This is a genomic window from Streptomyces sp. NPDC085931 (genome assembly GCF_044540565.1).
GTDB lineage: Bacteria > Actinomycetota > Actinomycetes > Streptomycetales > Streptomycetaceae > Streptomyces.
On record NZ_JBITSK010000011.1, the window covers coordinates 166293 to 189325 of the forward strand.

Here is a 23033-nt window from a genome sequence, read left to right on the forward strand (position 1 = left end):
AGGTCGTGATGCTTCGGACGGGCCGACTGGTCAGTGGTGCAGCAGATCGGCGAAAAAGCCCACGTCGGGATTCTCCGGCGTGCCCACCAGGAGTGCCCGGTCGAGCAGGATGTTGTTGTGCTCGCAACTGGTCTCAGGCAGCATCACGCAGGCATGACAGGCGGCGAGATTCGTCCCGCCCGTTCCGGACGCCTCGGCCTCGACGCACAAGGGGTCGGCGGAGCACCAGGATGCCCGCCGGATCGCCGAACGGATCGCGTCCGCCAGCTTCCCGGGCTCCCCTTGAGCGACCAGACCGCCGAGGCTGCCCGCGGAGTCGCTCGTGGCGGTGTAGACGAGAAGACCCGCCATGTCCTCGTCGGCGTAGAGGCGTTCGCGGAGGGCTGCCGCCGGGTAGCCGGCATCAAGGCTCCACTCGTTGATCAGCACATGGGCCAAGGTGTGGAGCAGCACCATGCGTGGGGTGACGGGAGAGGGCTGAACCTGGCTGGGATCGGAGGCCCACTCCTCCATCAGACGCTGATGGGCGCTACGGATGCGCCGGGCGCGGTTCATCACCGCCGGCAGCTTTTCCCAGGTGGCGAGCCGATCCGTCGCCAGGCGCAGGAAAACGCCTTCGCCGCGTACCTCCATGGCGGGCAGCCACCTCAGCCGCTTGTCGGAGAGCGCGGCCTCGTAGGCCTCGGTGGCCGAGTTGGGGTCGGCGAGTCGGGTGAACGCCTTGAGCGCGCGGACTTCGCGCAGCTTTTTCACCAGCATGGGACCGGTGATGCCGGTGCCGTCGAGCGCGGCAGGAGAGGTGAGTGGGCTCTCGCAGATGAACTGCTCGTGGTGGGAGTGCTCACGTTCGTCGTTGCCGGTGCAGAGGCGTTCGTACTCCTTGTTGCGCAAGGCGCGGTAGCGGTGGTCGAAAGAGCGCACCTCGTCACCTGTCGAATCCTCTTCGCGTTCTGCGGCGAGCAGTGCCATCACTTCGTCGATGGGCACCGGAAGGTCGTCTCCGAAGACGAATTTCAGGCGATCCTCCACCTCTGCTCGACTGTCCAGTTCGCGGAGCCGATCCCAGTACTCGGCAAGCTTGTCCGCCCGGCCGTCACTCCAGGGCGGAATGGACAGCGCAGACTTCAGCACCGGTTGCCAGACGGCTGAGGAACCACGCTGGAGGGTGCGTGGAGTGCGGCTGCAGGACTCCGCCGGGACGGAGGTGCCGAGCCACGGGCGGGTACCGCGGCAGCGCAGACCCAGGTCTTTCAGCGCACTTTTGCGGAAGGAACCTTCCATCGACACCTCGGGCACCCCGCAGCTGCACGACACGCGGATCGAGCGGAGCGAAGAGCTGCGGCCGGAAGAGCGCAGCCTGAGTGTGCCGCCGCACTGGCCGGCGGTGGTCGTGGCTCGCCCTGCGGCTCGGTGGACCCAGTGCCAGTACGGGAACTCGTCGAGGTGACCTGCCTCGCAGGCGATCACGAAACGGGAGGGAACCAGGTCGGCCTCACAGGTGCCGCACAGGCTCTTACCGGGCGGTGAGTTGAAGTCGCGGTGGCGGCGCAGCTCTGTGCAGTCCGGGCAGGAGTGCATGAGCGGGAAGCGGCGGACCCGGATTCCGTCTCTGCTGAACTCGTCGGACGCAGGCGGCAGCCGGAAATAGTCCACCTTCAGGATGCGTGCGAGCCGACGCTCGTGGATGCGGGGCGCCTCGTCCGAACTCCAGTGTTCGTCGGCCCCGTCCAAGCCGGAGACGATGAAGGACTCATGGTCCACCGCGATGAGTGAGCCTACGCCGTACGTCGTGATCGCCTGGGCACGGCGAATGGCGCCGCGACGCGGGAGGTTGTGTGCGGGCGCCGATCCGCCGGCACCGGAACGGCGACGGCGCGCGGGGGGCGGGGTCATCGGGTGGCCTCCATGAACAGAGCGGACTCGGCATCGACATCGCGCAGGCTCCACAATGTGGGCCAGGCCTCGGCGTTCTCGGCCTCGTCGTCGTACGGTTGCAGCAGCGATGGAGTGCGCCTCCCCCTCCTCGGCTCGAAGAGCAGACCGTGGTGGACGTCTGCTTCCTCGCACCACCAGTCGAGGAACTCGTCGAAGTCACGGGCGACCGCATCGACCTCCTCGGGGGTGACGGCCCGGACCCGGTCGAGAATCACGGGCTTGATCTCGTCGCGGATGCGGTGCTCGTACGACTCCACGGCGCTTGCGGCTTCGTTGGGACGAGCCTCCGGGATCATGATCCTCGTCAGGGCGACGATCACCGCATGCAGACCACGCTCACGAGATCGGGCGGAGAAGGGGGTGACGGAGGTCGACTCGACCTCTCGGTACAGCGCGGAGTGGAAGTGGAGAAAGTTTTCGTAGTGTGAGCGGTCACGCGAGCGGGTGGCGTTGAGCATCACGGTGACCAGGCCCGGGTGAGCGCGGCCGACGCGGCTGGTGGCCTGGATGTACTCGGCGGTGGTCTGCGGTTGGCCCATCACTGCCATCAGGCCGAGCCGGTCCACGTCCACGCCTACAGCGATCATGTTGGTGGCCAGGAGGACGTCCACCACGTCGGGATCAGGAAGCGCCCGCTCGATGCCCTTGAGGCGCGCAGGGATCTCGCTGGCGTCGATGCGACTGGTCAGCTCCGAGTAATTGGCCACGGAGCGCACGGTGGTCTGCTCGCGGGCGGCGAGGAGCTCCAGATAGGCCACCACGTCGTCGTGGACCTGAAGTTCGGCAGCGGAGAGCAGTCGGAGACTGTTGAAGTAGCCGACCAGGCTCCAGTAGGCGTCGCGCACGTCGTCCGAGGTCTTGGCCTGCTTCGCCCGATGCAGCAGTGTCGCGTAGGTCCGGATGAGCAGGGTGGACTGACTCGTACCAGGGGCCAGGAGGCCGACATAGCGTCGGCTTGCCTTGTCCTCTCGCGGAGTCTCCACGGCGAACCAGGAGTCCCTCGAGTCCAGGCCCGCCGGCGGGAACTGGCGGACTCGGCGGTCGAAGAGACTGCGGCCCTGATGGGCGGCACGACGGATGGTCGCCGTCGACGCGATCACCTTCGGGCGCCCCGCGAGTTCGTCGACGGCTGTCTCGTAGAGACCGGTGAGCGTCCCCAGAGGCCCTGAGATGAGGTGAAGCTCGTCCTGGACGATCAGCTCGGGCGGCGGGGTGCGGTCGCTCGGGTCATCCCGGTTGAACAGGGCCGCGGTGTCCGGACGCCATGGCATGGACGCGAACTTGTCGACGGTGGCGATGACGAGGGTCGGCCGGGCGTGGTACACCGCCTCGTCGATCAGGTGGACGGGCAGACCGTTCGCGAAGTCGCAACCACCACCCGGGCAACGGATGTGCATCCGTTTGGCACCCTCGTCGACCTCGTAGGCGCGGGCGTCCAAACGGGTGCCGCACCAGGGGCAGGCGTGCAGCTGGACCGGGTTCTTGGTCGCAAGTCGCTTGTCGAGATCCTTGTAGAGCTCCGCCAGTTGCTCGTTCGCGTCTTTCAGCTTGTTCGGCGTGGCGGATTCACCCACCCACATGCCGAGGGAGAAGGGCTCGTCGCCCAGCTCGGAGGGATTGCCGAGTCGAATGCGTTCCATGGCGCAGAGCAGGATCGTGGCGCGCTCGAACTGTTGCAGGGTCAGCAGGCGCAGCGTGTACCGCATCAGGACGGTGACTCCGCCGCCGTGCGGACCGAGCCGCAACCTGCGCAGGAAGGACGTGAGCGCGATCAGTCCGAGATAGGCCTCGGTCTTGCCGCCACCGGTCGGGAACCACAGGAGGTCCGCGACCTCGCGGTCGCGGTGCTCCGGGTCGTCGATCCCTGCCAGGCAGAGCAGTACGAACGCGATCTGGAACGGCCTCCAGCGGCCCTCGGCGGGTTCCGGGGAGCCTTTGCGGCCGTTCTTCACCCACGCGCTGCGAGCCCGCTGAACGGCCATCGCCCGGTTGGCGAGTCGGAAGGCCCGCATGAGGTCGGGCTTCGTGCGCAGGAGGTCGATGCCCTCGCGGATCCGCCCCAACGCTTCGCGACAGACGACGATCTGGCTCTGGGCAGCCTTCTCGTACGGCCCGCCTGCAAGGGCGTCGGCCTCGGTCTGCTTGCGTTCGATCCATCGCTCGTAGCCGGTGGCGAGGGCCTCCAGCGCGGCTACGACCTGCGAATCGGGGTGCTCGGCCAGACCGAGCATGGACAGGGCGGAGCTGTCGATCTCCGGGTTGGAATCGGTGAGCAGCACCTCCACGGTCGGTACGAATTCGCTTCGCACCTCGGGCACGGCGGCCGGAACGGAGTCCGACATGCCGATCGGCGGCGGTTTCCAGTCCCACTCCGCTGCGCACCCGTGGCCGACGGCGAAGGTCGGAGCGTGGCGGTGCAGCAGGCGACTGGTGGCAACTTCGGGATCGTCTGCGACACCACGGGCGGAACGGTCGACGAACGCGCTGGATCCGTCGACCGCGCGGACGACGAGGCCACACTGGAACAGGGCGAACGCGTCCTGCAGCTCCTGCTCCCCGACCTTGTGAGTGTTGACCAGGGTCACTGTCACGGTCACCGTGCCCAGCACCGGATCAGGGCGTCGGACATTGACGCGCAACGCCACCCCGTCGGCCAACTCGAACCGCAGGTTCGGATCGGGGGCGGTCACGTCCACGGTGGTCTCGGGCAGCGCGAGTTCCTCACGGCGCCAGTGTTCCTCCTGATCAGAGGTGGTGCGGGCCTCTGCACGACGGGCGGGGACCGGGTTGCCGTCCGCGTCGGTGGGGCGGTAGGCGGCGGCCCGCGCACGAACCACCACCCGGTCGCTTATGGCGGGGTCGATAGCGAAGGTGAGCCCCATGGACGAGGGCCGGCGCGCCCCTGCGGCGCCGTCCTCCTGCGCCGTCCCGGACTCCTCCGAGCTGTCGCGCGTACGCAAGGGCGTCGTGTCCAGGCCTTCGTGCTCCGCTTGGTCCTCGACCATTCTCTGCTCTGCCCGATCGTTCGCCGACCTCGGATAGAGGACACCGGTCAGATAGCGGTCGATCGGGGCGTCACGGGCGAGAACCTCCGCACGTTCCTCCGGAGCCGCGTCCGGGGCTGGGCCGAGAAGCTCACGGCGAAGGCCTGCCAGCAGCTCCTCGTCCCGTACCCGATAGTGCTCGGTGTACCGGTTCTCCTTGTCGCTCATGCGCGCTCCTCCTCGTCGTTCGACCGGCGGTACCTTCCGATGCCGGTGATCCTGGGCGCGATCCACACTCCCCGGTCGCCGAGGCCGGTGTTGGCACCGGCGGCAGGGCTGCCCGCGACGGACTCCAGCGTGTCGACCCGCAGTCCGTGGATCTCGTCGGGCCACCAGGGGGTCCAGGTACGGTTCACCTTCTGCACCTGAAACAGTTCCTGCCGGAACCGCTCCGAGACCTCGCCGATCTCCCGCCCGTTGTGCAACAGGGCGTACGGCGGGCTCTCCCACTCGCCCAGCGGCAGGTCGTGGCGTCGGCGAAGCACGACCTCGTGACCGGGGGCGACATGGTGCAGAAGATAGGTCTGGGTCGCCACCGCGTCAGTGCCGTGGCCGGGAGGGTTGTCCGCGCACACGTCACCGGGCTCGCCGATGATCCCGTACCGGCTGTAGGGCTTCCTACCGCCGATGTATCTGCGACCGTTCTTGCCGCCGGCGACCCGCCTGATGATCGGCAACTCCGGCCGATCCGTGAAGTAGAGGTCCTGACGAGCGCGTGTCAGGGCCACGTAGAGGGCGCGGGCCTCGGAAGGGAGGTCGAGCTCCGTCTTGAACTGCTGCCGCAACTCGGCGGCGCTCGAGGGAGCGAGGACGATCACCCGATCGAACTCCAAGCCCTTGGCCCGGTGCACCGTCGAGACAACGACGCGCGCCCCGTCCGGGTCGGCCAGTTCGTCCGGGAAACGCCCGTCGGCGACCAGACGACGCAGCCCGTTCAGGTCGAGGACGCCCCGCCCCGGGCCTCGCGCTGCCCGACGCAGTACGGTCCACACAGCTCCGGGGTCCAGCTCGTACGGCAGAGGTATCTCCGTGAGCAATGAGCGGAACCGGTCCTCCGAGAGCGTCGCCGACTCCGTTCGCCTGAGCAGCTCCGCCACCCAGTACGGCGTCGGCCGGTCCTCCAACGGGCGCCGCAGCCGATGTTCCACCCCGTGCTCGTGGAAGGTCTCCGAGACGACGAGGGCCTGCCGGTTGTCCCGGGTGAGGACCGCGCAGGTATCGGGGAAGTTGCGCAGGCTCTCGAGGGTGAACGGGTCGGTGAGGGCCCCCATGCCGTTCGCCGGGTCGAGGAGCAGCTCGCGCATCTCCTCGTAGACGACCTCGGCCTCGTCGGCGCCGGTGAGGTTCTGGAGGCGCTGCCCGTATGCCAGCGCGACTCCGGCTTCAGGGGTGGCCGCCCGGAAATTCCTGGTGAGACGGAGCTCCACGAGGTCGTCCGGGTACGAGGCACGCAACCAGTCGAAAAACCGTCCGGTCTCGTCGGCGCGTTCGGTCAGATCCGTGATCTGGAAACCGTAGACGGACTGCGCGGCATCTCCCACGACGGTGAAGCCGCAGCTCTCCTGATAGCGGTCGAGCAGTGTCTCGACCAGGTCGCGCCGGTCGCCCATCAGGTCCTGCACCTCGTCGATGACCACGTGGGCGGGAGGCACGGCGTCTCCTGCCTCCAGGGCTCCCTTCTCGACCGCTCGGGCGGCGGCCTCGATCCGCTCGGAGAAGGAGATCGCGTGCCAGTCCTTGTCCGGGTACGCCTGTCGCAGCACCCCGAACGCCCAGGCGTCGAAGGTCTGGGCACGCACCCGGCGGGCGCGCCCCCCGTGCCGGGTGATCCGCTCGCGCAGTTCCCGAGCCGCCGCTCGGGAGAATGTGAGCACCAGGATCTCGGCGGCTTCCAGCGCCTCGTCGGGGTCCTCGTCGCCGCACAGCGCGTCGAGTCGGCGCACCAGTGTGTGAGTCTTGCCGGCACCCGCGCCGGCGGTCACCAGGACGCGCGCGTCCCAGGGCTGCTCCACCACGGTCCGCTGCTCCTCGGTGAGCGGGGGACTGTCCAGGTAGGCGTCGGTCACGAACGGCTCCAGAGGTGCTCGAACTGGGTGAAGGCGAGCTGGGTGTCGAAGTTCTCGATGTTGTCGCTGACGTTGAGGATCAGGCAGTCGGGTTTGCCGCCGTTCCGAGGACCTCGCAGGCCGCGGCCGATCATCTGCTGGTACACGTTGGTGCTGTACACCGGCCTGGCGACGACAACGGCGCGGGTGGCCGGTGCGTCGAAGCCCTGGGTGAGGACACCGTAGTTGGTGAGCACACGAATGCGGCCGTTTCGGAAATTCTCGATGCGAGCGCGACGGTCCTGTGTGCTGGTCGTCGAGTCGACGGCGGCACTTCGGATGCCGCGGTCGTTGAGCATGGCGGCCAGGTACTTGGCGTGATCCACGGAAGTGGCGAACAGCAGCGTCGGCCAGTCCTCCGGTAGAGCGGCCACCTCGTCGACGATGCGGCGGCTGCGTTCGTGATCGTCGGCGAGCCGTTGCTCGGCGGAGCGCGAAAGCATCGCCATCCGGTCCGCGTGGGTTTTCTCGTCGCGTGTGAGCTCGATCCTGCCGCCCTTCAGAGTGCGGTGCTCGACCTGGGCGAGCATGCCCCACTCCTGCAGGTCCCGGTACGGATCCCCGGAAGGGAAGACACCCTCGTCGAGCCGGCGGTTTCCGAAGCGGTTGACCAGGCGCCGGGTCTCCTCCTCGTTGGTGTTGCGGAACGGGGTTGCCGTCAGGCCGAGCAGGTGGCGTCCGGTTTCGTACTGAGTGAGTCCCAGCAGGCCCAGGATTTCGGTGTACCGCTTGGAGATCGCGGTGTGTGCCTCGTCCACGACGACCAACACCGACTGCCGCAGCCAGGCGTACTGGTCATGGCCCAGGCACCGCTCCAGCTTCGCGTCCGTGGCGATCACCAGGTGCGGGTGGTCGACGACGTTCCCGACCTCGTTGCTTCCCCACAATCGGCTGATGGTGAGCGGTCGTTCGGCGCCCACCTTGCTCCAGACGAATTTCCAGCTCTGGACGGCCTGCTCGCACAACTCCTCGGTCTGTGCGATCCACAGCAGGGGGCCCTTGAGGTCACCTGTTCGTTTGACCCAGCGGATGACCGCCTCGGCGGTGACCCGAGTCTTGCCGGCGCCGGTGGGAAGGGACAGCATGCCGCGCTGGGGGGCCAGCCGGTCGAGCATGGTGGAGATGTTGCGGACCAGGTCCTCCTGGTAATCGTGGAGACTCGGGAAATCACGCGGCCCCTCGACGGTCTCGAACGGTGGTGGGGAAGGAGTCCTGGAGCCGGCGAAGGCGACAGGCAGTTTCAGGTCCGACACGAAAGCGACCGCAGCCGAAGAACCCGTGTAACCCACCGGTGCGTTGGGGAATCGGGCCTGGATGTCCCGCGCATGTTGCTGGAGCACACCGTCCCCGTGAGCGTTGAACGCCATCTGAGCGATCCTGCGGGCCGACGGTTCCACACCATCGGTCGCCTGGAGTTCGGCTTCCATCAACCCCTCGGGCAAACCCGCTCTGAGCGCTTCGGCCCCCACCAGCAGCTCGATCTTGCCGACGACGTCCTGGGCGTCGCGTACGGCTCTGAGCGCTGCCTGGATCGCGCTGTCCCGTGCCATCCGCTCCTGGTGTTCCAGGACGGCGCGGCAACCGGCCACCCCCAGGCCGAGTCCGAGTTCGCGGTCGATCAGGACGAGCATCGGCTCGGGGTCCAGCGGAACACGGACCTTGACGACGCCGTTCTGACTGACCGACTCGAGCGGCGTGGCATGTGTTCCGTTGGGTGTACGGGTGATCTCCTCCAACTCCGTGCAGCGCAGAACCAGGCTGTTGCGGTTTCCGCTGTTGAGACGCTGCCGGAGGGCGGGGTACAGCTCCACCAGCGGTACCGGATCCCCCTCGGCCACCTCACGCGTCTCCCGACTGATCACGTCGGAGTAGCGGAGCATCCCCCACTTCTCGACCATCAGATCGGCGTCCTCGACGGTCGGTACGAGCAGGGCGGGCAGGTGCTCCGCTCGGAGAGCGCGGTACTCGGCAGCATTGACGGCGAGGGTGATCTCCTCATCGGGGCGAGTGCCCCACGTGTCGCCGATGCGGCATCGCGTCAGGGAATCCTCGGGGAAGTCGGCACCGAAGCGAGTCAGCATCACGTAGGTGGCGCCGACGAAGGAATCGTCCTCACTGCGGGACACCTCGTCGAGGAGCGCGTCCCAGCGGTCGGCGGGAACCTCGTCGACCGTGGTCGGCAGCCGCAGCTTGCGTGCCTTCTCCGGGGAGATGTCCGCGACCGGCAGCACGTCACGGTAGGCGGCGAGTTGCGGGCCGACAGCGTCCCTCAGCGGCTTGATCCCCTGCGAGGTGGCGACTGTTCCGTACTTCCTCAGCATCCATCGAATCGGCGAGGCGACCGCCTGCCGGGTGCTGGTCTGGGCACCGATCTGACGGGTCCAGTTGTCCACCACGGCGTCGTCCGGCAGCACCTTCAGGAAGGCAGCCTTGGATTCCGCGGACAGGGCGGGGAAGAGATGAAGGGGGCCACCGATCGCAGCGCCCTCGACTTTCATCCGGTTGAGCGCAGGACGAGGAGCACGGCTGTCCAGGCCGCGCAGATAGGAGGCGTGGACGACCTCGCGGTACTCGTCGAACCAGGCCTCGCCCGCCTTCGGCTGCACACCTCCGGAAGGGCGTTCCGACAATCCGAGCTGGGAGAAGAACGGGATGTCGTCCGAATGGAAGGTCATGTCGACAGCGATGCTCGGATCACGCTTCGCGTCGACCACGACACCCGGCAGCATGCAGTCCTCGATCGGCCGGAAGTGTCCGTCCGCGGTCCGTACACGGAGCGTCGATCGGGGTACGGGCACCCGTTCCAGGACCTTGTGGGCCACTCGATGTGCTCCGGCAAGGCGGAACAGCTCCCAGAACCGTTGCCAGTCCGACTCGCTGTAGTGGTCGAAGCCTTGATCGAGCACACTGAAGAAGCGGCCCTCGACATCGGCCTCCCGGATGCCCAGGACATTGAGCGCGTGCATCAGTGACGGATCCTGGGCGATCTCGTCGACCACGTACACCAGGGACTCGCGAAGTCCGCCCTGATCGGCCCGCCTGAACACCTTGCCGTGCACGGGAGCGACGAAACCGTGGTCCTCGGTGAGCACGATGCGGGCCCTGCGCGCCTCGTCGGCGTAAGGGGAGCGGGCTTCGACCATGTCGGCGAGGATTCGGATGGCTACGGCGGAGCCTTCGGCCGTCCCGCCCTCGACCAGGGCCTCCAGCCACGCGCGGACATCGGTCCGACCGTGTCCGGCCGCGTTGAGAATGTGCTCGACCTTGCCGGATCGCAGAGAGTCCGCCTCGGCACTGGGATGCAACCAGTCGGAGGGGCGACCGGGACACTCGTGCCACAGCCGGAGCCAACCGGACAACCTCTTCAGGTCTTTGTCGAGCCGTGGATGGATCCGCAACTGCGTCGGTAGGCGCAGGACACCGTCCTGGTCGGGCAGCGACGGACGATCCGCGGTACGGGCCCAGATCTCCCGGGTCAGGTATTCGTCGGCCCAACTGATCGCCTCCTTCACTCGGCCGGGCAGCAGGGGAAGATAGGCGGCCGGATCCTCGGCTGGAGCGAGGGCGGGCAGGGAGTCGACGACCAGCCGTGCGGCCACCCTGATCATTTCCTGGTTGAACGGCGAGGAGTCGAGCAGGTTCTGCCGATCCTCGTTGGTCTTCCACGCCCCGTTGAGGATGCCGCTCAGCGACATCTCGTACTTGCTCGGGAAGAAGGACCAGAACTTGCCCCGACCGCGGGCTCTCGGACTGATGTACAGGCCGCTCTCCGGGTCTTTCTCCAGGGAAGGAACGCCCCATGCGAGGTCCAGGGAGAGCCGGTCGTGCAACTCCCCGGCGTCCGCACGAGCCTCTGGGCCGGGCTCGTGTGTCGCGGTGAAGACGCGCCATCGTTCCGTGGTGACCGCCTTCCCGGTGCGCTCCTCGACGAGGGTGTGCAGATCCCCGGCCCGCTGGGCGGTCAGCACACGACGTGCCACGGGACGGGGCCGGCGGTCCTCCAGAACGACCTTCGCAACATGCGGCGAGAAGAGCTGAAAACCGATCGGGAACTCCTCGCGGGGTTCACCGTGGTCTTTCGCGCGGCCGCCGTGCATGTCCCGCCCCAACCGGTCGTCCGCCCTCGGCAACAGGGGGAGGCGAACGACGGTGACCGCCCAGGTCATCAATTCGTTCAGGACGGGGTCGGAGGCGCACTCGGCCTGCAGGTCAAGCGAGCGGGCCATACGCAGCACCGGGGCATCGAACTCCGACCCGTACCGCGCCACCACACCGGGAACGGCCTTGATCTGCTCGTACGACCAGGCGCGGTCGAACCCGAAGCTACCTGTGCGGCTGAAGAATTCCGGAGCGTCCGTCACCACGAGTACCGATTTGACGCCGACTCCGAAACGACCGATCTGACCTCCGCGCTTCTTCGACATGCTCATTCGAAGGATTGTTTCAGCACCTTCAGCGGTGACCGGATTTCCCTCGTTCGCGCAATAGAGGTGTCTTTCCGTGAGGACGACGTGGACGCGACCACCGGGATCCTCGGCCATTTCGTCTGCTGCATTCTGGACGAGTTCGAACAGCTGGCGGTCACCGTACCCACCCTTGGTGATGCGACGCTCGCCATTGGCATGCTCGGCGACGAGACCGGGGTCCACCGCATAAGTCTGCAGGACACGAGAGGACTGTTCGAGAACGGTCTCGATGACCGAAGAAGTCGAAGACGGCATTGCTTCTGCTCCTGGGTGTGGATCGCTTCGAGATGGAGCGGGAACGACGAGCCGGCTGCCGATCGCGGTTTGCCGGCACGTCGTTCGGTGTGTGGCCCCGGCCGTGCAGGACGGGGCCAGGAGATGTTCGTGGCAGACGGCCCGGGGCAGGGCGATGCCGCGCAACGTTCCTGCTCAGAGGCGCGCTTCGGTCAGGTGCAGGGGGAGTCGTCGTCCGGCAGGTCTCGAACGTCCTTGGCCAAGTAGGGGAAGTTGCGAGTGAAACCGTCTTCCGACAGGTCGTGAACGTGGAGAATCTCTGCCACCTCGACCTTGTTTCTTGCCGTCCTGATCATCAACTCGAATGCGTCCAACTCCCGACTGGAAACCAGGAAATCGCCGCAGTCCTGCTCATCCATTGGGCTCCACCCCTGATACGTCGTGTCCTGATGGTCGCACAGGGGTGTATTCGGGTACACGTCCCCGTGGAACGAACTGCTTCTGCGGGTAAAAAAATCCCCGAGTGATCACGCTAGCGGACGAGAGTTTCACCCCGCCAGCGCTTTTGGTGCATTACTTCGGAGTCCCGAGAATGTCGACCCGTGTCGACGCTCCGACTCCTGCCCGCATTGAGATTCAGGCATGAGGGTTCCACGGTCGCCCGTACCCGAAATCGGGCGACGAGCGAGGTGGATTCTCCACCGTCACTGAAGTTATCGGGAGCCACATGAATGCGCAACCCCGAACTTCCGTTCGCCCGTGCGGAGTTGGCCGATCCGCTCTTTTGTCTCGATCGGGACGCCATGCGGACCCGAAGTAGTGCAATTCGGGCAGTTCGGGCATCGCTGTGTAGCTGTCGAGTCTGACGGGCTCGGTTAACTTTCGGTTGACGCGGCCTCGTTCGTCAAATTAGCCTCGCCTCACGACTCCCAGGGAAGAGCAGGTGGCGCGTGGAGACAGGTGAGGAGTTCGGGCCCTGGCTGGCCCGTCAGCTCAAACTCGCAGGAAAGACCCAGGCCGAACTGGCCGAGGAGCTGAAGCTGACTCGAGCCGCCGTCTCCGCATGGATCACCGGCAGGTCGACTCCCCGCCCGACCGTGATGGCGGACATCGCCAAGGCTCTCGGCACCGATCTGGGCACGGTGCACACACGTACGACGGACACCCGAGCCGGCCTACCGGTCACCTGGTACCACCGTCCGGGATACCCCGACGGCGGACGTGACCTGGGTAACGCGGCTGCCTTCGCCTTCGACGCAGACGTGCAGGTTCTTGCACGCGAGACCTGCCAGAACAGTCTCGACGAGCGCTTGACGGACAACGGCCGCCCGGTCCGCGTCCGCTACACCTTGCACGAGCTGACCGGCGAAGCTCTCGACTCCTTCCGCGAGGCGATTCTCTGGAACGATCTCTTTCCGCACTACTTCGCCGTATCGGAGATCGCCGGGAACCAGAAGGTCGGGCGAGTCGTGGACGCCGGAGTTCGCGACATGTACGAGAAGGGCCGCTTGGTCCTGCTGCGGATCGACGACTACAACGCCTCCGGGCTCATCGGCGACGACTATGCGGACGGCAAGTTCGCCGCGGTCGTCAGGCGGCAGCTCGAGAGCCTCAAGTCCGGTTCCGCTGCCGGTGGTTCCTACGGTCTCGGCAAGGCGACACTGTGGGCGACCAGTGCGTTGGGTCTCGTCCTCATCAACTCCACTCTGTCCGTGCCTCACGAGGGGCGCACCGAGCGGAGAGTCATCGGTCGTCTCGAACTGCCGTGGCGTGAAGTCGACGGCGTGCCGTACGCGGGCCCCGCGTGGTTCGGGCGTCCCGATCCTGATTCTCCCGGCGCCATGGTCGCACGATCCTGGTGGGCGGACGAGGAGACCGTGGCTCGTCTGCACCTGACCCGGGAGAGCGACGAGCCGGGTACTTCCTTCCTCATCGTCGGCGCCCACGACGTGGCCAGCCTGGAGGACGGCTCGTCAGAACCGGATCACGTGGTCTCGGACGAGGAAGGCGGGGGGGACACACGCGACATCCGCAAGATGCACCGCCGCCTGGTCGAGGCGCTGGGGCGGGATTTCTGGGCGGCGATGACCGGCGGCGGCACCAAGCTGCCACTCCTGGAAGTCTCGGTCCGCTCTCTGCGCAACGGCGCAGTGGTCGTGGCGGAGGAGCAGGTCGATCCGGCTGTCGAGCAGCCCTCTCGGACCCGTGCCCTTCGTGCGCACTACGAGGGCACGACAGTGGATCGCCTCACCGAGGCCGGGCAGGTGGCCGCTCGCAGCGTTCCGCTTAAGCTGCCCCTCTCCGGAGGTGGTCGGGGAACGCTCGGTACGCACCAGGCGGTGCTGCTGGTGACCGAGGCGGACAGTGACAAGGATGTGCCCAAGAACCAGGTCCACTCGATGCGGGGCAACCGCATGACGGTGAAGAGGGCCGGTGTTCCGAACCTGCCGTTGGGAACCAACCCGTTCCAGGCTGTTCTCCTGGTGGGCGAGGCCGCCGGCGAGTCCGCACCTTTCGCCAAGGAGGCCGAGGACTTCCTGCGGGCGGCGGAGCCCCCTGAGCACGACCGTTGGGGCCAGACGGAGGAGCTGACTCTCCGCTGGTCGCCCTCCGCGTACCGGCGGATCAACACCATGACGACGGAGGTCAACAACGCGGTCAAGGAGCTCGTCGCACGGCCGAGAAGCGGGAACCGCGGAGGGGGGGAAGCTCTGCGCAAGGCCTTGACCGTGAGAACGAGACCGAAGGCCAAGGCGCCCGCAGGTCCGGTGGTTCCGGTACTGGACGGACTCGAAGCCACGGTCGGCGACGACGGAGAGTGGCGGATCACCGCGGAAGTGAGCATCCCACGCGGCGACGAGGTCGTCCCGATGGTGCCGGTCGCCCAGCTGGATGTGCGCTCCGGGGGACGCCCGAAGTTGGACTGGGCAGAACTCGTGGCCGTGGAGGGCTGTGAAGTGGAGGACGGCACCCTGCGCTTCCCGCCGGGCACGCGTCGAGCGAAGTTCAGAGGATCCACGGATGTCACCAGCCATCCGGTCAGGACCACGCTCACCCGCCTCGTCCTCGAACTGCGGGCCGGCAAGGGGGAGTGACGGTGAAGATCTACCCGTACAAGAGGCTCAACCGGCCGATCACGCTCAGGGTGACCTCGGTCTCCCTCAAACTGTCCGACGGCACCAGAGACCGATTGGAGACCACGGCCTACTCGACCCAGCAACAGGTCGTCGCCCTGGGCATCGCGGGTCATGCCGACTGGTTGACCGCCACGATCGGTCTCTCGGCCACGCTGCCGCCCGGGGCGAACGCGCCGGACGCGGCGTGGTCCGATCTGCGTGTCCTCGCCGTACTGACGGACGGCGAGACGAACGTCCGCACCTCCGTCGACCTGACACGCGATGCGGAGGACGGTCGGGACTGGTCGGGGACGCTGGAGCTGCTCCGTGACAACCACTTGAGTCGGGCGTCTCTGGCCGTGTACGCGGTCGGGACGGTGGACGGGGTCGAGGGACGATCGATCGCCGAGACCGATCGCAACTGGATCATCGACACCGCCTCAGAGGAGCCGGTCCGTGGACTCCAACTGGACGTTCAGAAGGCTTCGTTCAGCAAGAGTGCCAGAGAGTGGCTGCACGCGTACGCGGATGTTCCATGGGTGGTGGACACTTCGGCTCGGGTCCCCACCGTGTTCGTGAACACCGATGTGGAGGGGGTTCTCGGGCTGTTGGACAGCAGCGGGTCCGGTGTCGACAGCAAGGTGCGCGACCTTCTGGTGGCTCAGATGGCCACCGACGTCTGGACCGCCGTCTTCCACGGCGCCATCGGCGATCTGGAGGTGGAGCCCGGCGGCGGCCCGGTCTTCCCGACGGACTGGCAAGGAGAAGTGCTCCGGGAGATGCTTCCGGACGTGGTTCCCGGTGTGCACGTCGAGGAAGCGCTGAGGCAGGTCCATCGCCGGCGCACGGGCGAATCGGGGTGGGCCGAACTGCAGACGCGCATCCACTACGCAGCGGCACGTCGTGCCGATGCCACCAGGGCGCTGGCGTACGCCATTCGTGGTCTGGAACAGATGAACCGGGAGAAGTGAGACGTGATCACTCAACCGAACCACGTACCGGAGCGCCTGGCGCTTCTCGCCAACTCGGCTGTCGATCCGTTTCTCACCGAGGAACTGCTCAAGGCGGAGCAGGTGCACGGCGGCATCGATCTCGCCAAGGTGGCGGAGCCTCTCCCGGAGGACGACGTCCGATGGTCGACCGAACCGATCCGCAGTCTCGTGGACGATGCGATGTTCGAGTTCCGGGAGGATCGCACCCGAGCCGACGCGTGGCTCGCGCCGCGACTCCACGCCACGCTGCGGCTGACGCGGCGGGAGGCGGCTGACAGGCGCCTGTGGAACCACATCGCTCTGGCGGTGGCTCCCGACTACGTGGTCTGGCGGCACCTGCCCGAGGCGACGGCGGGCAGGCCGGTGAGACGCGTCGCGGCCGACCGCTTCCGCGGTCCCGCGGATCGGCAGTGCTTCTCGCGTCTGTGGTGGGCGGCCGAACTCTTCAGGAACGGGCCGGACTACGAGCCCGTCGAGATCGCTTGCGGGAACCAGGACCTCATCCACACCACTCTCCGGATGGACCTCATCGATCACCGTCCCACCGCTCAGGCGATCGTGCGCCTCCTGAAGAACGGACAGATCACCACCGGTCGAGAGGTCAACGCCCTCAGCGTGGCGATCAACGCGGCGGGGGCGACTCTGACGTACGACGCGCTCGCAGCGGACAGGCCTCGCGACCCGCTTCCTCTGCGGCACTGGATCGCAGAGGCCGATACGGCGCCGCCGGTCGCACGGCGCGTGCTCCCGCAGGGGCCCGACGAGGAACCTGTCCCCGAGGACTCCGTGGCGAAGCTGACGGCCTACTTCTCGGAGCTGTTCGAGACCGCACCCGTCAGAGGCCGGAAGAACGAGGACTGATCCGGCGCAACGAGTCGGTGCCGTTTGCTTCTGGCTGCTTCGACGCGTCCACGCGCGGGCGCGAGGACGAACGGACCGGTGTCTGCCGCTCGGGACGCGGACACCGGGCCGTGCACGTGTCCGCAGCCCCGCAGCCGTGACTGCGCAGTTTGGCCCGCTGTTCCTCCGTGGCGGGCTGCCACGGTTTTCTCAGTACCTCCGGGTCAGGCGCGGGAAGTCCGAGCGCGGCGCTCAACAGGTGGGCGCCGAACACAGGCGGAACCGCGTTGCCCACCTGTTGGGCCTGTGCCGTGCCGGACCAGGGGTAGTCCGGAGGAAAGCTCTGCAGCATGCCCGCCTCGTTCATGCTGAAGCGAGCGCCCTCGCGGACGACGCTCTCGTTGAGGTGCTCGAAGACCACGAAGCGAGAGATGCGCCCGGTGACGGTGGCCGCAGGCTGTCGGTCGGTCCGCACCCCGCGCCGGCCGGGGATGCCGGAACTGCCGTAGTTCGAGCGGACGAGGAACGGAGTGCGACGCCCTGGATGAGTGCCGACCGGATCGGCGAGTGCCTCACCCATCGATGTCCAGGGCTTCAGACCCTTGTCGTCGCTCCCCGGGGCCGTGTCGGTCACCCCTGCGGTGTCGGGGGCGTCGAGTGTCGGCTGATGGATCCGGCTCGCTGCTTGTACGGCTCGACGATTCCATTCCTTGGCCTCGTACGCTCGGTGCGTGGGCGCGGGAAGCAAGGGTTGACCGAGCCCTTCACGCCGAGCGATCAACACGGCACGAGATCGAGTCTGCGGTACTCCGTAGGTCTCTGTGTCGAGGACGTCGACCACGACCTCGTACTTGGTGCCGTCGGGCAGGCCGGTCTCCTTGAGCACCTTGGCGTAATGGTGCCAGAGGGCCTCAACCGCCGGGACCTGTTCCAGGACGATGACGTCATAGGGGCGCTTCTGCCGGTTCGGGCTCCTCGTCGCCTGAATCGCATACCTGAGAGGTTCGAGGACCATCGCGGTGCGTGGATCACTCAGCTTCTTCAGGCTCCTGTCGATCGCCTCGTCGGAGTGGCCCGCCATCAGCCGCTCGATGTACTCCTTGACCTCTTCCAGGGCCTTGCGGCCTGCGCCCTTCCCGGCCACCGAGTAGGTCTGGCACGGGGGTCCACCGGCGAGGACGTTGATCTCCGGCGGAAGTGACTCGAACGCGTCCCTGCGCACCGCGCTCACATCCGCGTGGAGGGTGTCCAGTCCGGCCGCGTAGCGCGTCAGACACGCGCTCCTGTCCCACTCGATGCCGAGGCTCGGGATGTCGAGCGCGTGTCCGGCGACATCCAGCCCTCCGGGTCCTGCGAAGAGGTCCAGGACAAAGGGCTTGTCGAGGATGGGCTGGTGTGGCGCCGCGCTGGTCATGTGGCGGAAGTTTAGCCGGCGGCGGAGGTCGCGGGGGCACCGTCCAACGCTTCGGCCACAGCCCTGCCCAGTGCCTCTCCGACCGGCGGGGGCGTGGCGTGCCCGATCTGGCGGTACCGGGCGGTTTTGAGTCCGGCAATTGCCCATGTTTCGGGAAATCCCTGTAACAACGCCGCCTGTTCAGCCGTGATTTTCACCATGTTGTCCCGGCCGAGGTCCGGATCCCAGTGAAACTCCGGCCCGGGAATCCGGTCGCCGAGTGTGTGAGCGTTGACGCCCATGGTCTCCCACGTCCGCTTCGCTCCGGTCGGTCCCAGGTCGGCCCCACCTCGGTTCTTCGAGCCGCCGACGAGCGTAGGAGCCGGCCGGTCGGCTTGGGCGGCCCAGCGGTCGGCGTCCCGCCAGCCACGCGAGGCCATGGACGGGCCCAGGGCGTCACCCACCGTCCTCGGTCGCCGCACCGTCGGCGAGGGAGGGCGGAACGCCTTGGTCCGCTCTCGTTCGACAGCCACCAGAACACCCTGCTTGCGACTCTGCGGCACACCGAAGTCGACGGCGTTCACGACGAACCAGCTGGATTCGTAGCCCAAGTGGTCCAACTCGGCACGGGCGAAGTCGCGGAACGAGCGGTACTCGTCGGCATGGGCGAGTCCGGGGACGTTCTCGATGAGCACCGCCCGAGGCCTGATCGCGTGAACGAGATAGACGGCGGCCTCCAACAGCCGCTCCTCCGTCCTCGAATCCGTTCGTCCCACGGTCGCACTCGACTTCACCCGTGGCAGGCCCGCCGCGAGCAGATCCACGTCGTGACTCATGGGGTGCTCGGCCGGATCGAAGTCCAGCAGGTCGCCCTGCAGCACGTGCCACCGGGGCCTGTTGCTGCGCAGGGTCGTGACGGCGAGTTCGTCCTCGTCCAGCAGGAGACGAGGCTCGAAGCCCGCCCGTTCCAGCCCGAGAGCAAGACCACCTGCTCCGGCACACACGTCCACGAAGGTGAGCCCGCTCACTCCTCTTCCCCCCTGTCTCGTCCCGGCCGACGCCGGCGCACCACATCCGCCACACGTACGGCCACCGCTTCGGGAGCTTCGTGCTCCCAGAAGCGCAGCACCGTCCATCCCTCTCGGACGAGATGCTCCGTCGTCTCCCGATCGCGCGCCATGTTGCGGTCCAGCTTGGCGCGCCACCACTGCGCGTTGGCCTTCGGATGAGTGGCGTGCTGGGGGCAGCCGTGCCAGAAGCAGCCGTCGATGAGAACCGCGACCTTGGCCCCCGGAAACGCCACGTCGATGCGCCGTCGCGGCAGGCCCGGCACCGGGTATTCCACTCGGTAACGCAGCCCGTCCGCGTGCAACAACCGCCGCACGGCCAGTTCGACGGCCGTGTCCTTGCTCGCCTGCCTGCTCATACGGGCCGAGACGCCGGGTGAGGATGGCGTCATCTCGTTCACTGTCGTCGAGCCCCACGCATGCTTGTCGTCCGGTTGATGATCGCTGCTCATGCTCTCTGTGCGTGATTCGATCACTTGAGGCGACCTGCATCAGTTCTAGCAGTAGCTGTCGACCGACGAAGAGCCTTCGCTGCAAGCCGATCTCTTTCCTGCTGCGGGCCGCCCGCCGGTGGGGTGTCGGGTCCTGCCGTCAGCCGGAGTCAGGGCGTGCTGCCGTGACACCCCCCGTACGTCCGCCCCGAGCCGCACCAGCACCCCGCCCCCTCCTGCGGGGGCCACGCCACCGCGCGTCCCCGGGCCGCCAGGGTCGTGGCGTACTGGGGGAGGAGCGTCGGGTCGCCCGGGGAGGAGCCCTCCGATGCCGCGAACGCCTCGTAGGACGGGACCGTGCCGGTGACGATGCCCAGGTTCGGTGTGCCGGAGGCGGAGAGTTCGCGCAGGGCGCGCTCTATCGAGGCCAGGTGCTCCTCGTGGGTGGGGTACTCCTCGGCCAGGGACGGATACGCCTGGAGGAGTTCGGTCAGTTCCGCCGCCGGCCAGTGCAGGATCGCCACCGGGAACGGGCGGGAGAGCGCCTCGCGGTAGGCGCCCAGTTCCGCGCGGAGGCGGAGGATCTCCGCCTCCAGTTCCGCCGGGTTCTCCGAGCCGAGGGACCACACGCGCTTGGGGTCGTGGAGTTCGTCCAGGGAGACCGGGAGGGAGTGGACCGTGTCGGCCAGGGCGTCCCACGCGTCGTGGGAGCGGCCCAGCATGCGGCGGACCCGGTGGCGGCCGAAGAGCAGGGGGTGGGTCGGCTTCGGGGGCTGCGGCACATCCGTCAGCAGGAGGCGCACGGCCTCCGTGAAGGTGTCGTGCGCCGCTTCCAGCTCGTCGTGCGACTCCAGGGCCTCGGCCACGATCACCCAGGGGGCCGGGTCCCGCGGGGCCGCCGTCCGGACGCCGTCGATGATCGCCCGGGCCTCGGCCTCGTGGCCGTACTCCCAGAGGTTCGAGGCCTTGAGCGCCCGCACCAGGTGGGGGTGGTCGAGCCCCTGGGGGGAGGACAGGAGGCGGTCGTAGAGCTTCGTCGCGGTGGGGCGGTCGCCGGAGAGTTCCAGGTGGGCCGCCGCTCGCAGCAGCAGGGCCTCGGCGTCCTCGGGGTACAGGCCGGCGGTCCGCTCCAGGCGTGCCGCCTCGGCGGTGTGGTCGACGTTTTCGGCAGGCGTGTCGGGGCGCATGGGGGACACCGTACTGCCGGGAGGTGACAAGCGTGAGAGATGCGCAGGCCGGACCGCGCCCGCGCGCACCCTCGTCGTGCTCATCACCCCCGAGGGTCACGGCTGTGGCTGTGGCTGTGGCTGTGGCTGTGGCTGTGGCTGTGGCTGTGATGTTGATGTGGCTACGGCTGTGGTTACGGCGTCACGTTGTCTATCTGGAGCGTTTGGACGGATTTCGCCGCGAACGGGACAGTGAGCGACTTTCCGTTCAGGCGGAGGTCCGAGTGCGGGGTGTAGAGGTCGCCCCCTCCCGCCGTCACCGTGTTCCAGCGGGGCACCACGCCCCCGGAGCCGCCCGTCACCGTCGTGAAGCGGGAGAGGTCGAAGGTGAGGGACTGGGGTGTGCCGGCGGTGTTGACCGCCACCAGGACCAGGCGGCGCGACGGTGCGTCGTACGCCGCCGCCGCGTAGCCGACCCCCGTGTCCAGGATCGTCATGCCGGGGCGGATGTGGCGGCTGAACTGGGCCAGCACGTAGTGCTTGGTCTGGACGGTGGTCGGCTGGAGGGTGGCCGGGTCGTAGGCGATCATCGCCCAGCCCGCCGACGGGTCCATGACCTGCCAGTAGCACCACGCCGTGGGGTGCAGCCAGCGGAAGTCGTAGCAGAGGTTGGACGCCATGGTCATGCCCGTGCCGTCGCTGTCGCCGGTCTCGGAGTTCCACAGCTTCTTGCGGGACGTCGTCACCACGTCCGTGTAGAGGAGGTCGCGGCGGCCGCCCGAGCCCTGGTAGCCGTGCACGTTCACCTGGGAGACCAGGGACTTGGTGGAGGAGTTGAACGACGCCCAGGTGGAGCGGGCCGTGTCGTAGTTGGTCTCGTCCGAGGCGGCGATGCGGACGCCCGTCAGGCCGCGCTTGTCCAACTCGCCGCGCAGATGGGGGAGGACGGCCGCCTGGACGGCCGGGTCCATGTGGCAGCCCTCCTGGGTGCCGGTCGCGGTCCACCAGGTGGAGGCCGGTTCGTTGAAGGGGTCGACCGTCGCGAAGTTCACGCCCCAGTTCGACTTCGCGTACAGGGCGGTCGCGGCCAGGTGGCTCGCGTGCTGGCGGTAGTTCCAGGTCTGGAGGTTGTTGCCGCCGCCGGCCGCGCCCGAGGGGTTGTGATTGGCGCACATCCACCACATGGGGGAGTTGGCGAACAGCTCGGTGATCGCGCCCCGTTGCACGGCCTTGACCAGCATCGCGCGCTGGTTGGCGTCCGCCGTCCACTTCCAGGCCGAAGAGGTGGGGTCCTCGTTGTTCCAGTCCTGCCAGAAGCCCTCGATTTGCTTGAAGCCGGGGATGTTGGGCGATTCGGCCATCGTCTCGCCCCCGACGCTGTTCCAGCTGCACGCACCGAGGTTGTAGCGGGCGATGGTGAGGCCGAGGCCGGGCAGGGAACGGCCGTTGTACGTCACCGACTTGGTGGTGAAGAAGAGGTCCGCGAAATCGTCCCGGGCGCCGAAGACGTTGGCCCACCAGGCGAGGGAGGTGCCCCAGCCCTCCCAGGTGCCGTACGTGGTCGACGGGTTGACGGCGATCGTGGCGTCCGCGTGCGCGGTGCCGGTCGCCAGGGCGCTGCCGAGGAACGTACCGCCTGCTGCGGCCAGCAGGGATCTGCGTCGGATCACGGCTCCTCCGTCACGGAATGCGGGCAGGGGTCTTCAGGGCGGCTCGGCCTTGTCCCGTGCATGGCAACGGGGTGATGGCATCGAGAAGCATCGGGTGCGGCGGGTGGGTTGTCGAGAGTTCTGACGGGGGTTTCTCAAACCCGTTTATGAAGGGGCCGGTCCGGGCGGGAGCGTGATCCTGTATAACCGACAGCAGGGCACACACAAGTACGAGAGAGGGGGGGCAGCCGGTGAACCGCGGTTGGACCAGCCTGCGTCCCGCTCTCGTGCTGCTCTTCCTGATCGTCGAGGTGGCGCTGCTCGACACCGGCAGCCTCTCGGCCACCGTCGCCCTCGCCGCGACCGCCACGGCCTCGGCCGCCCTCGCGCTGTGCACCGTCGTCGCCTCGCGCTGCGCGCCCGCCGTGCCGCGCACCCGCGTGCGTACGGCCATCCGCGACCGCGACCGCCGTACGGCCTTCCTGCCCCAGCGCGATCCCGACGCCCGGGGGCGCACCCGTCCCCGCGCACCCGGACACGTCCTCCGGGCGACCGTCGCGTAGGGCCTCACCAGCACGTCCGTGACCCCGCGCGG

14 protein-coding genes are annotated in these 23033 nt (G+C 67.8%); 4 read left to right on the top strand and 10 right to left on the bottom strand.

Annotation, left to right across the window (positions count from 1 at the left end; translation table 11 throughout):
- Positions 1-30: 30 nt before the first annotated feature.
- The 5 genes from drmB to ACIGAN_RS23860 form a co-directional block, all read right to left on the bottom strand.
- Positions 31-1893 carry a DrmB family protein gene (gene drmB, locus ACIGAN_RS23840; protein WP_399860288.1) on the bottom strand — a complete coding sequence of 621 codons (1863 nt, stop codon included), beginning with the start codon at positions 1891-1893 and terminating at the stop codon, positions 31-33.
- The gene (locus ACIGAN_RS23845) at positions 1890-5147 is read right to left on the bottom strand and encodes a helicase-related protein (RefSeq protein WP_399860291.1); all 3258 of its coding nucleotides are present in this window, start codon (positions 5145-5147) and stop codon (positions 1890-1892) included. The genes drmB and ACIGAN_RS23845 overlap by 4 nt, the downstream gene beginning before the upstream one ends.
- Entirely contained in the window at positions 5144-7045 is a 1902-nt protein-coding gene (locus ACIGAN_RS23850) for a UvrD-helicase domain-containing protein (RefSeq protein WP_399860294.1), read from the bottom strand. Before ACIGAN_RS23850 ends, ACIGAN_RS23845 begins: the two co-directional genes overlap by 4 nt.
- A complete protein-coding gene (locus ACIGAN_RS23855) occupies positions 7042-11805 on the bottom strand; it encodes a DEAD/DEAH box helicase (RefSeq protein WP_399860297.1) in 4764 nt (1587 codons plus the stop codon). Before ACIGAN_RS23855 ends, ACIGAN_RS23850 begins: the two co-directional genes overlap by 4 nt.
- Before the next feature lie 191 nt (positions 11806-11996).
- A complete protein-coding gene (locus tag ACIGAN_RS23860; protein ID WP_399860300.1) occupies positions 11997-12203 on the bottom strand; it encodes a hypothetical protein in 207 nt (68 codons plus the stop codon).
- Positions 12204-12734: 531 nt separating this feature from the next.
- Here ACIGAN_RS23860 and ACIGAN_RS23865 point away from each other — a divergent pair.
- The 3 genes from ACIGAN_RS23865 to ACIGAN_RS23875 are packed head-to-tail and all read left to right on the top strand — an operon-like array spanning position 12735 to position 16753.
- A complete protein-coding gene (locus tag ACIGAN_RS23865) occupies positions 12735-14879 on the top strand; it encodes a helix-turn-helix domain-containing protein (RefSeq protein ID WP_399860304.1) in 2145 nt (714 codons plus the stop codon).
- Between the two features lie 2 nt (positions 14880-14881).
- The gene (locus ACIGAN_RS23870) at positions 14882-15871 is read left to right on the top strand and encodes a hypothetical protein (protein WP_399860306.1); all 990 of its coding nucleotides are present in this window, start codon (positions 14882-14884) and stop codon (positions 15869-15871) included.
- Between the two features lie 3 nt (positions 15872-15874).
- The gene (locus tag ACIGAN_RS23875) at positions 15875-16753 is read left to right on the top strand and encodes a DUF6339 family protein (protein WP_399860308.1); all 879 of its coding nucleotides are present in this window, start codon (positions 15875-15877) and stop codon (positions 16751-16753) included.
- Here the strand turns inward: ACIGAN_RS23875 and ACIGAN_RS23880 are convergent.
- The 5 genes from ACIGAN_RS23880 to ACIGAN_RS23900 all read right to left on the bottom strand — a co-directional run bounded on the left by ACIGAN_RS23880 (position 16728) and on the right by ACIGAN_RS23900 (position 22459).
- A complete protein-coding gene (locus tag ACIGAN_RS23880; protein WP_399860311.1) occupies positions 16728-18146 on the bottom strand; it encodes a DNA cytosine methyltransferase in 1419 nt (472 codons plus the stop codon). The two genes, ACIGAN_RS23875 and ACIGAN_RS23880, sit on opposite strands and share 26 nt — an antisense overlap.
- Before the next feature lie 11 nt (positions 18147-18157).
- A complete protein-coding gene (locus ACIGAN_RS23885; protein ID WP_399860314.1) occupies positions 18158-19153 on the bottom strand; it encodes a DNA cytosine methyltransferase in 996 nt (331 codons plus the stop codon).
- The gene (locus ACIGAN_RS23890; RefSeq protein WP_365086529.1) at positions 19150-19551 is read right to left on the bottom strand and encodes a very short patch repair endonuclease; all 402 of its coding nucleotides are present in this window, start codon (positions 19549-19551) and stop codon (positions 19150-19152) included. The genes ACIGAN_RS23885 and ACIGAN_RS23890 overlap by 4 nt, the downstream gene beginning before the upstream one ends.
- 242 nt (positions 19552-19793) lie before the next feature.
- On the bottom strand, positions 19794-20810 hold the full coding sequence (locus tag ACIGAN_RS23895; RefSeq protein WP_399860316.1) for an SEC-C domain-containing protein: 1017 nt from the start codon (positions 20808-20810) through the stop codon (positions 19794-19796).
- A 173-nt stretch (positions 20811-20983) separates the two neighbouring features.
- A complete protein-coding gene (locus ACIGAN_RS23900; RefSeq protein WP_399860319.1) occupies positions 20984-22459 on the bottom strand; it encodes a beta-1,6-galactanase in 1476 nt (491 codons plus the stop codon).
- Positions 22460-22689: 230 nt separating this feature from the next.
- Between ACIGAN_RS23900 and ACIGAN_RS23905 the strand changes: the two genes are divergently transcribed.
- On the top strand, positions 22690-23001 hold the full coding sequence (locus tag ACIGAN_RS23905) for a DUF6412 domain-containing protein (protein ID WP_365086245.1): 312 nt from the start codon (positions 22690-22692) through the stop codon (positions 22999-23001).
- The last annotated feature ends 32 nt before the right edge of the window (positions 23002-23033 follow it).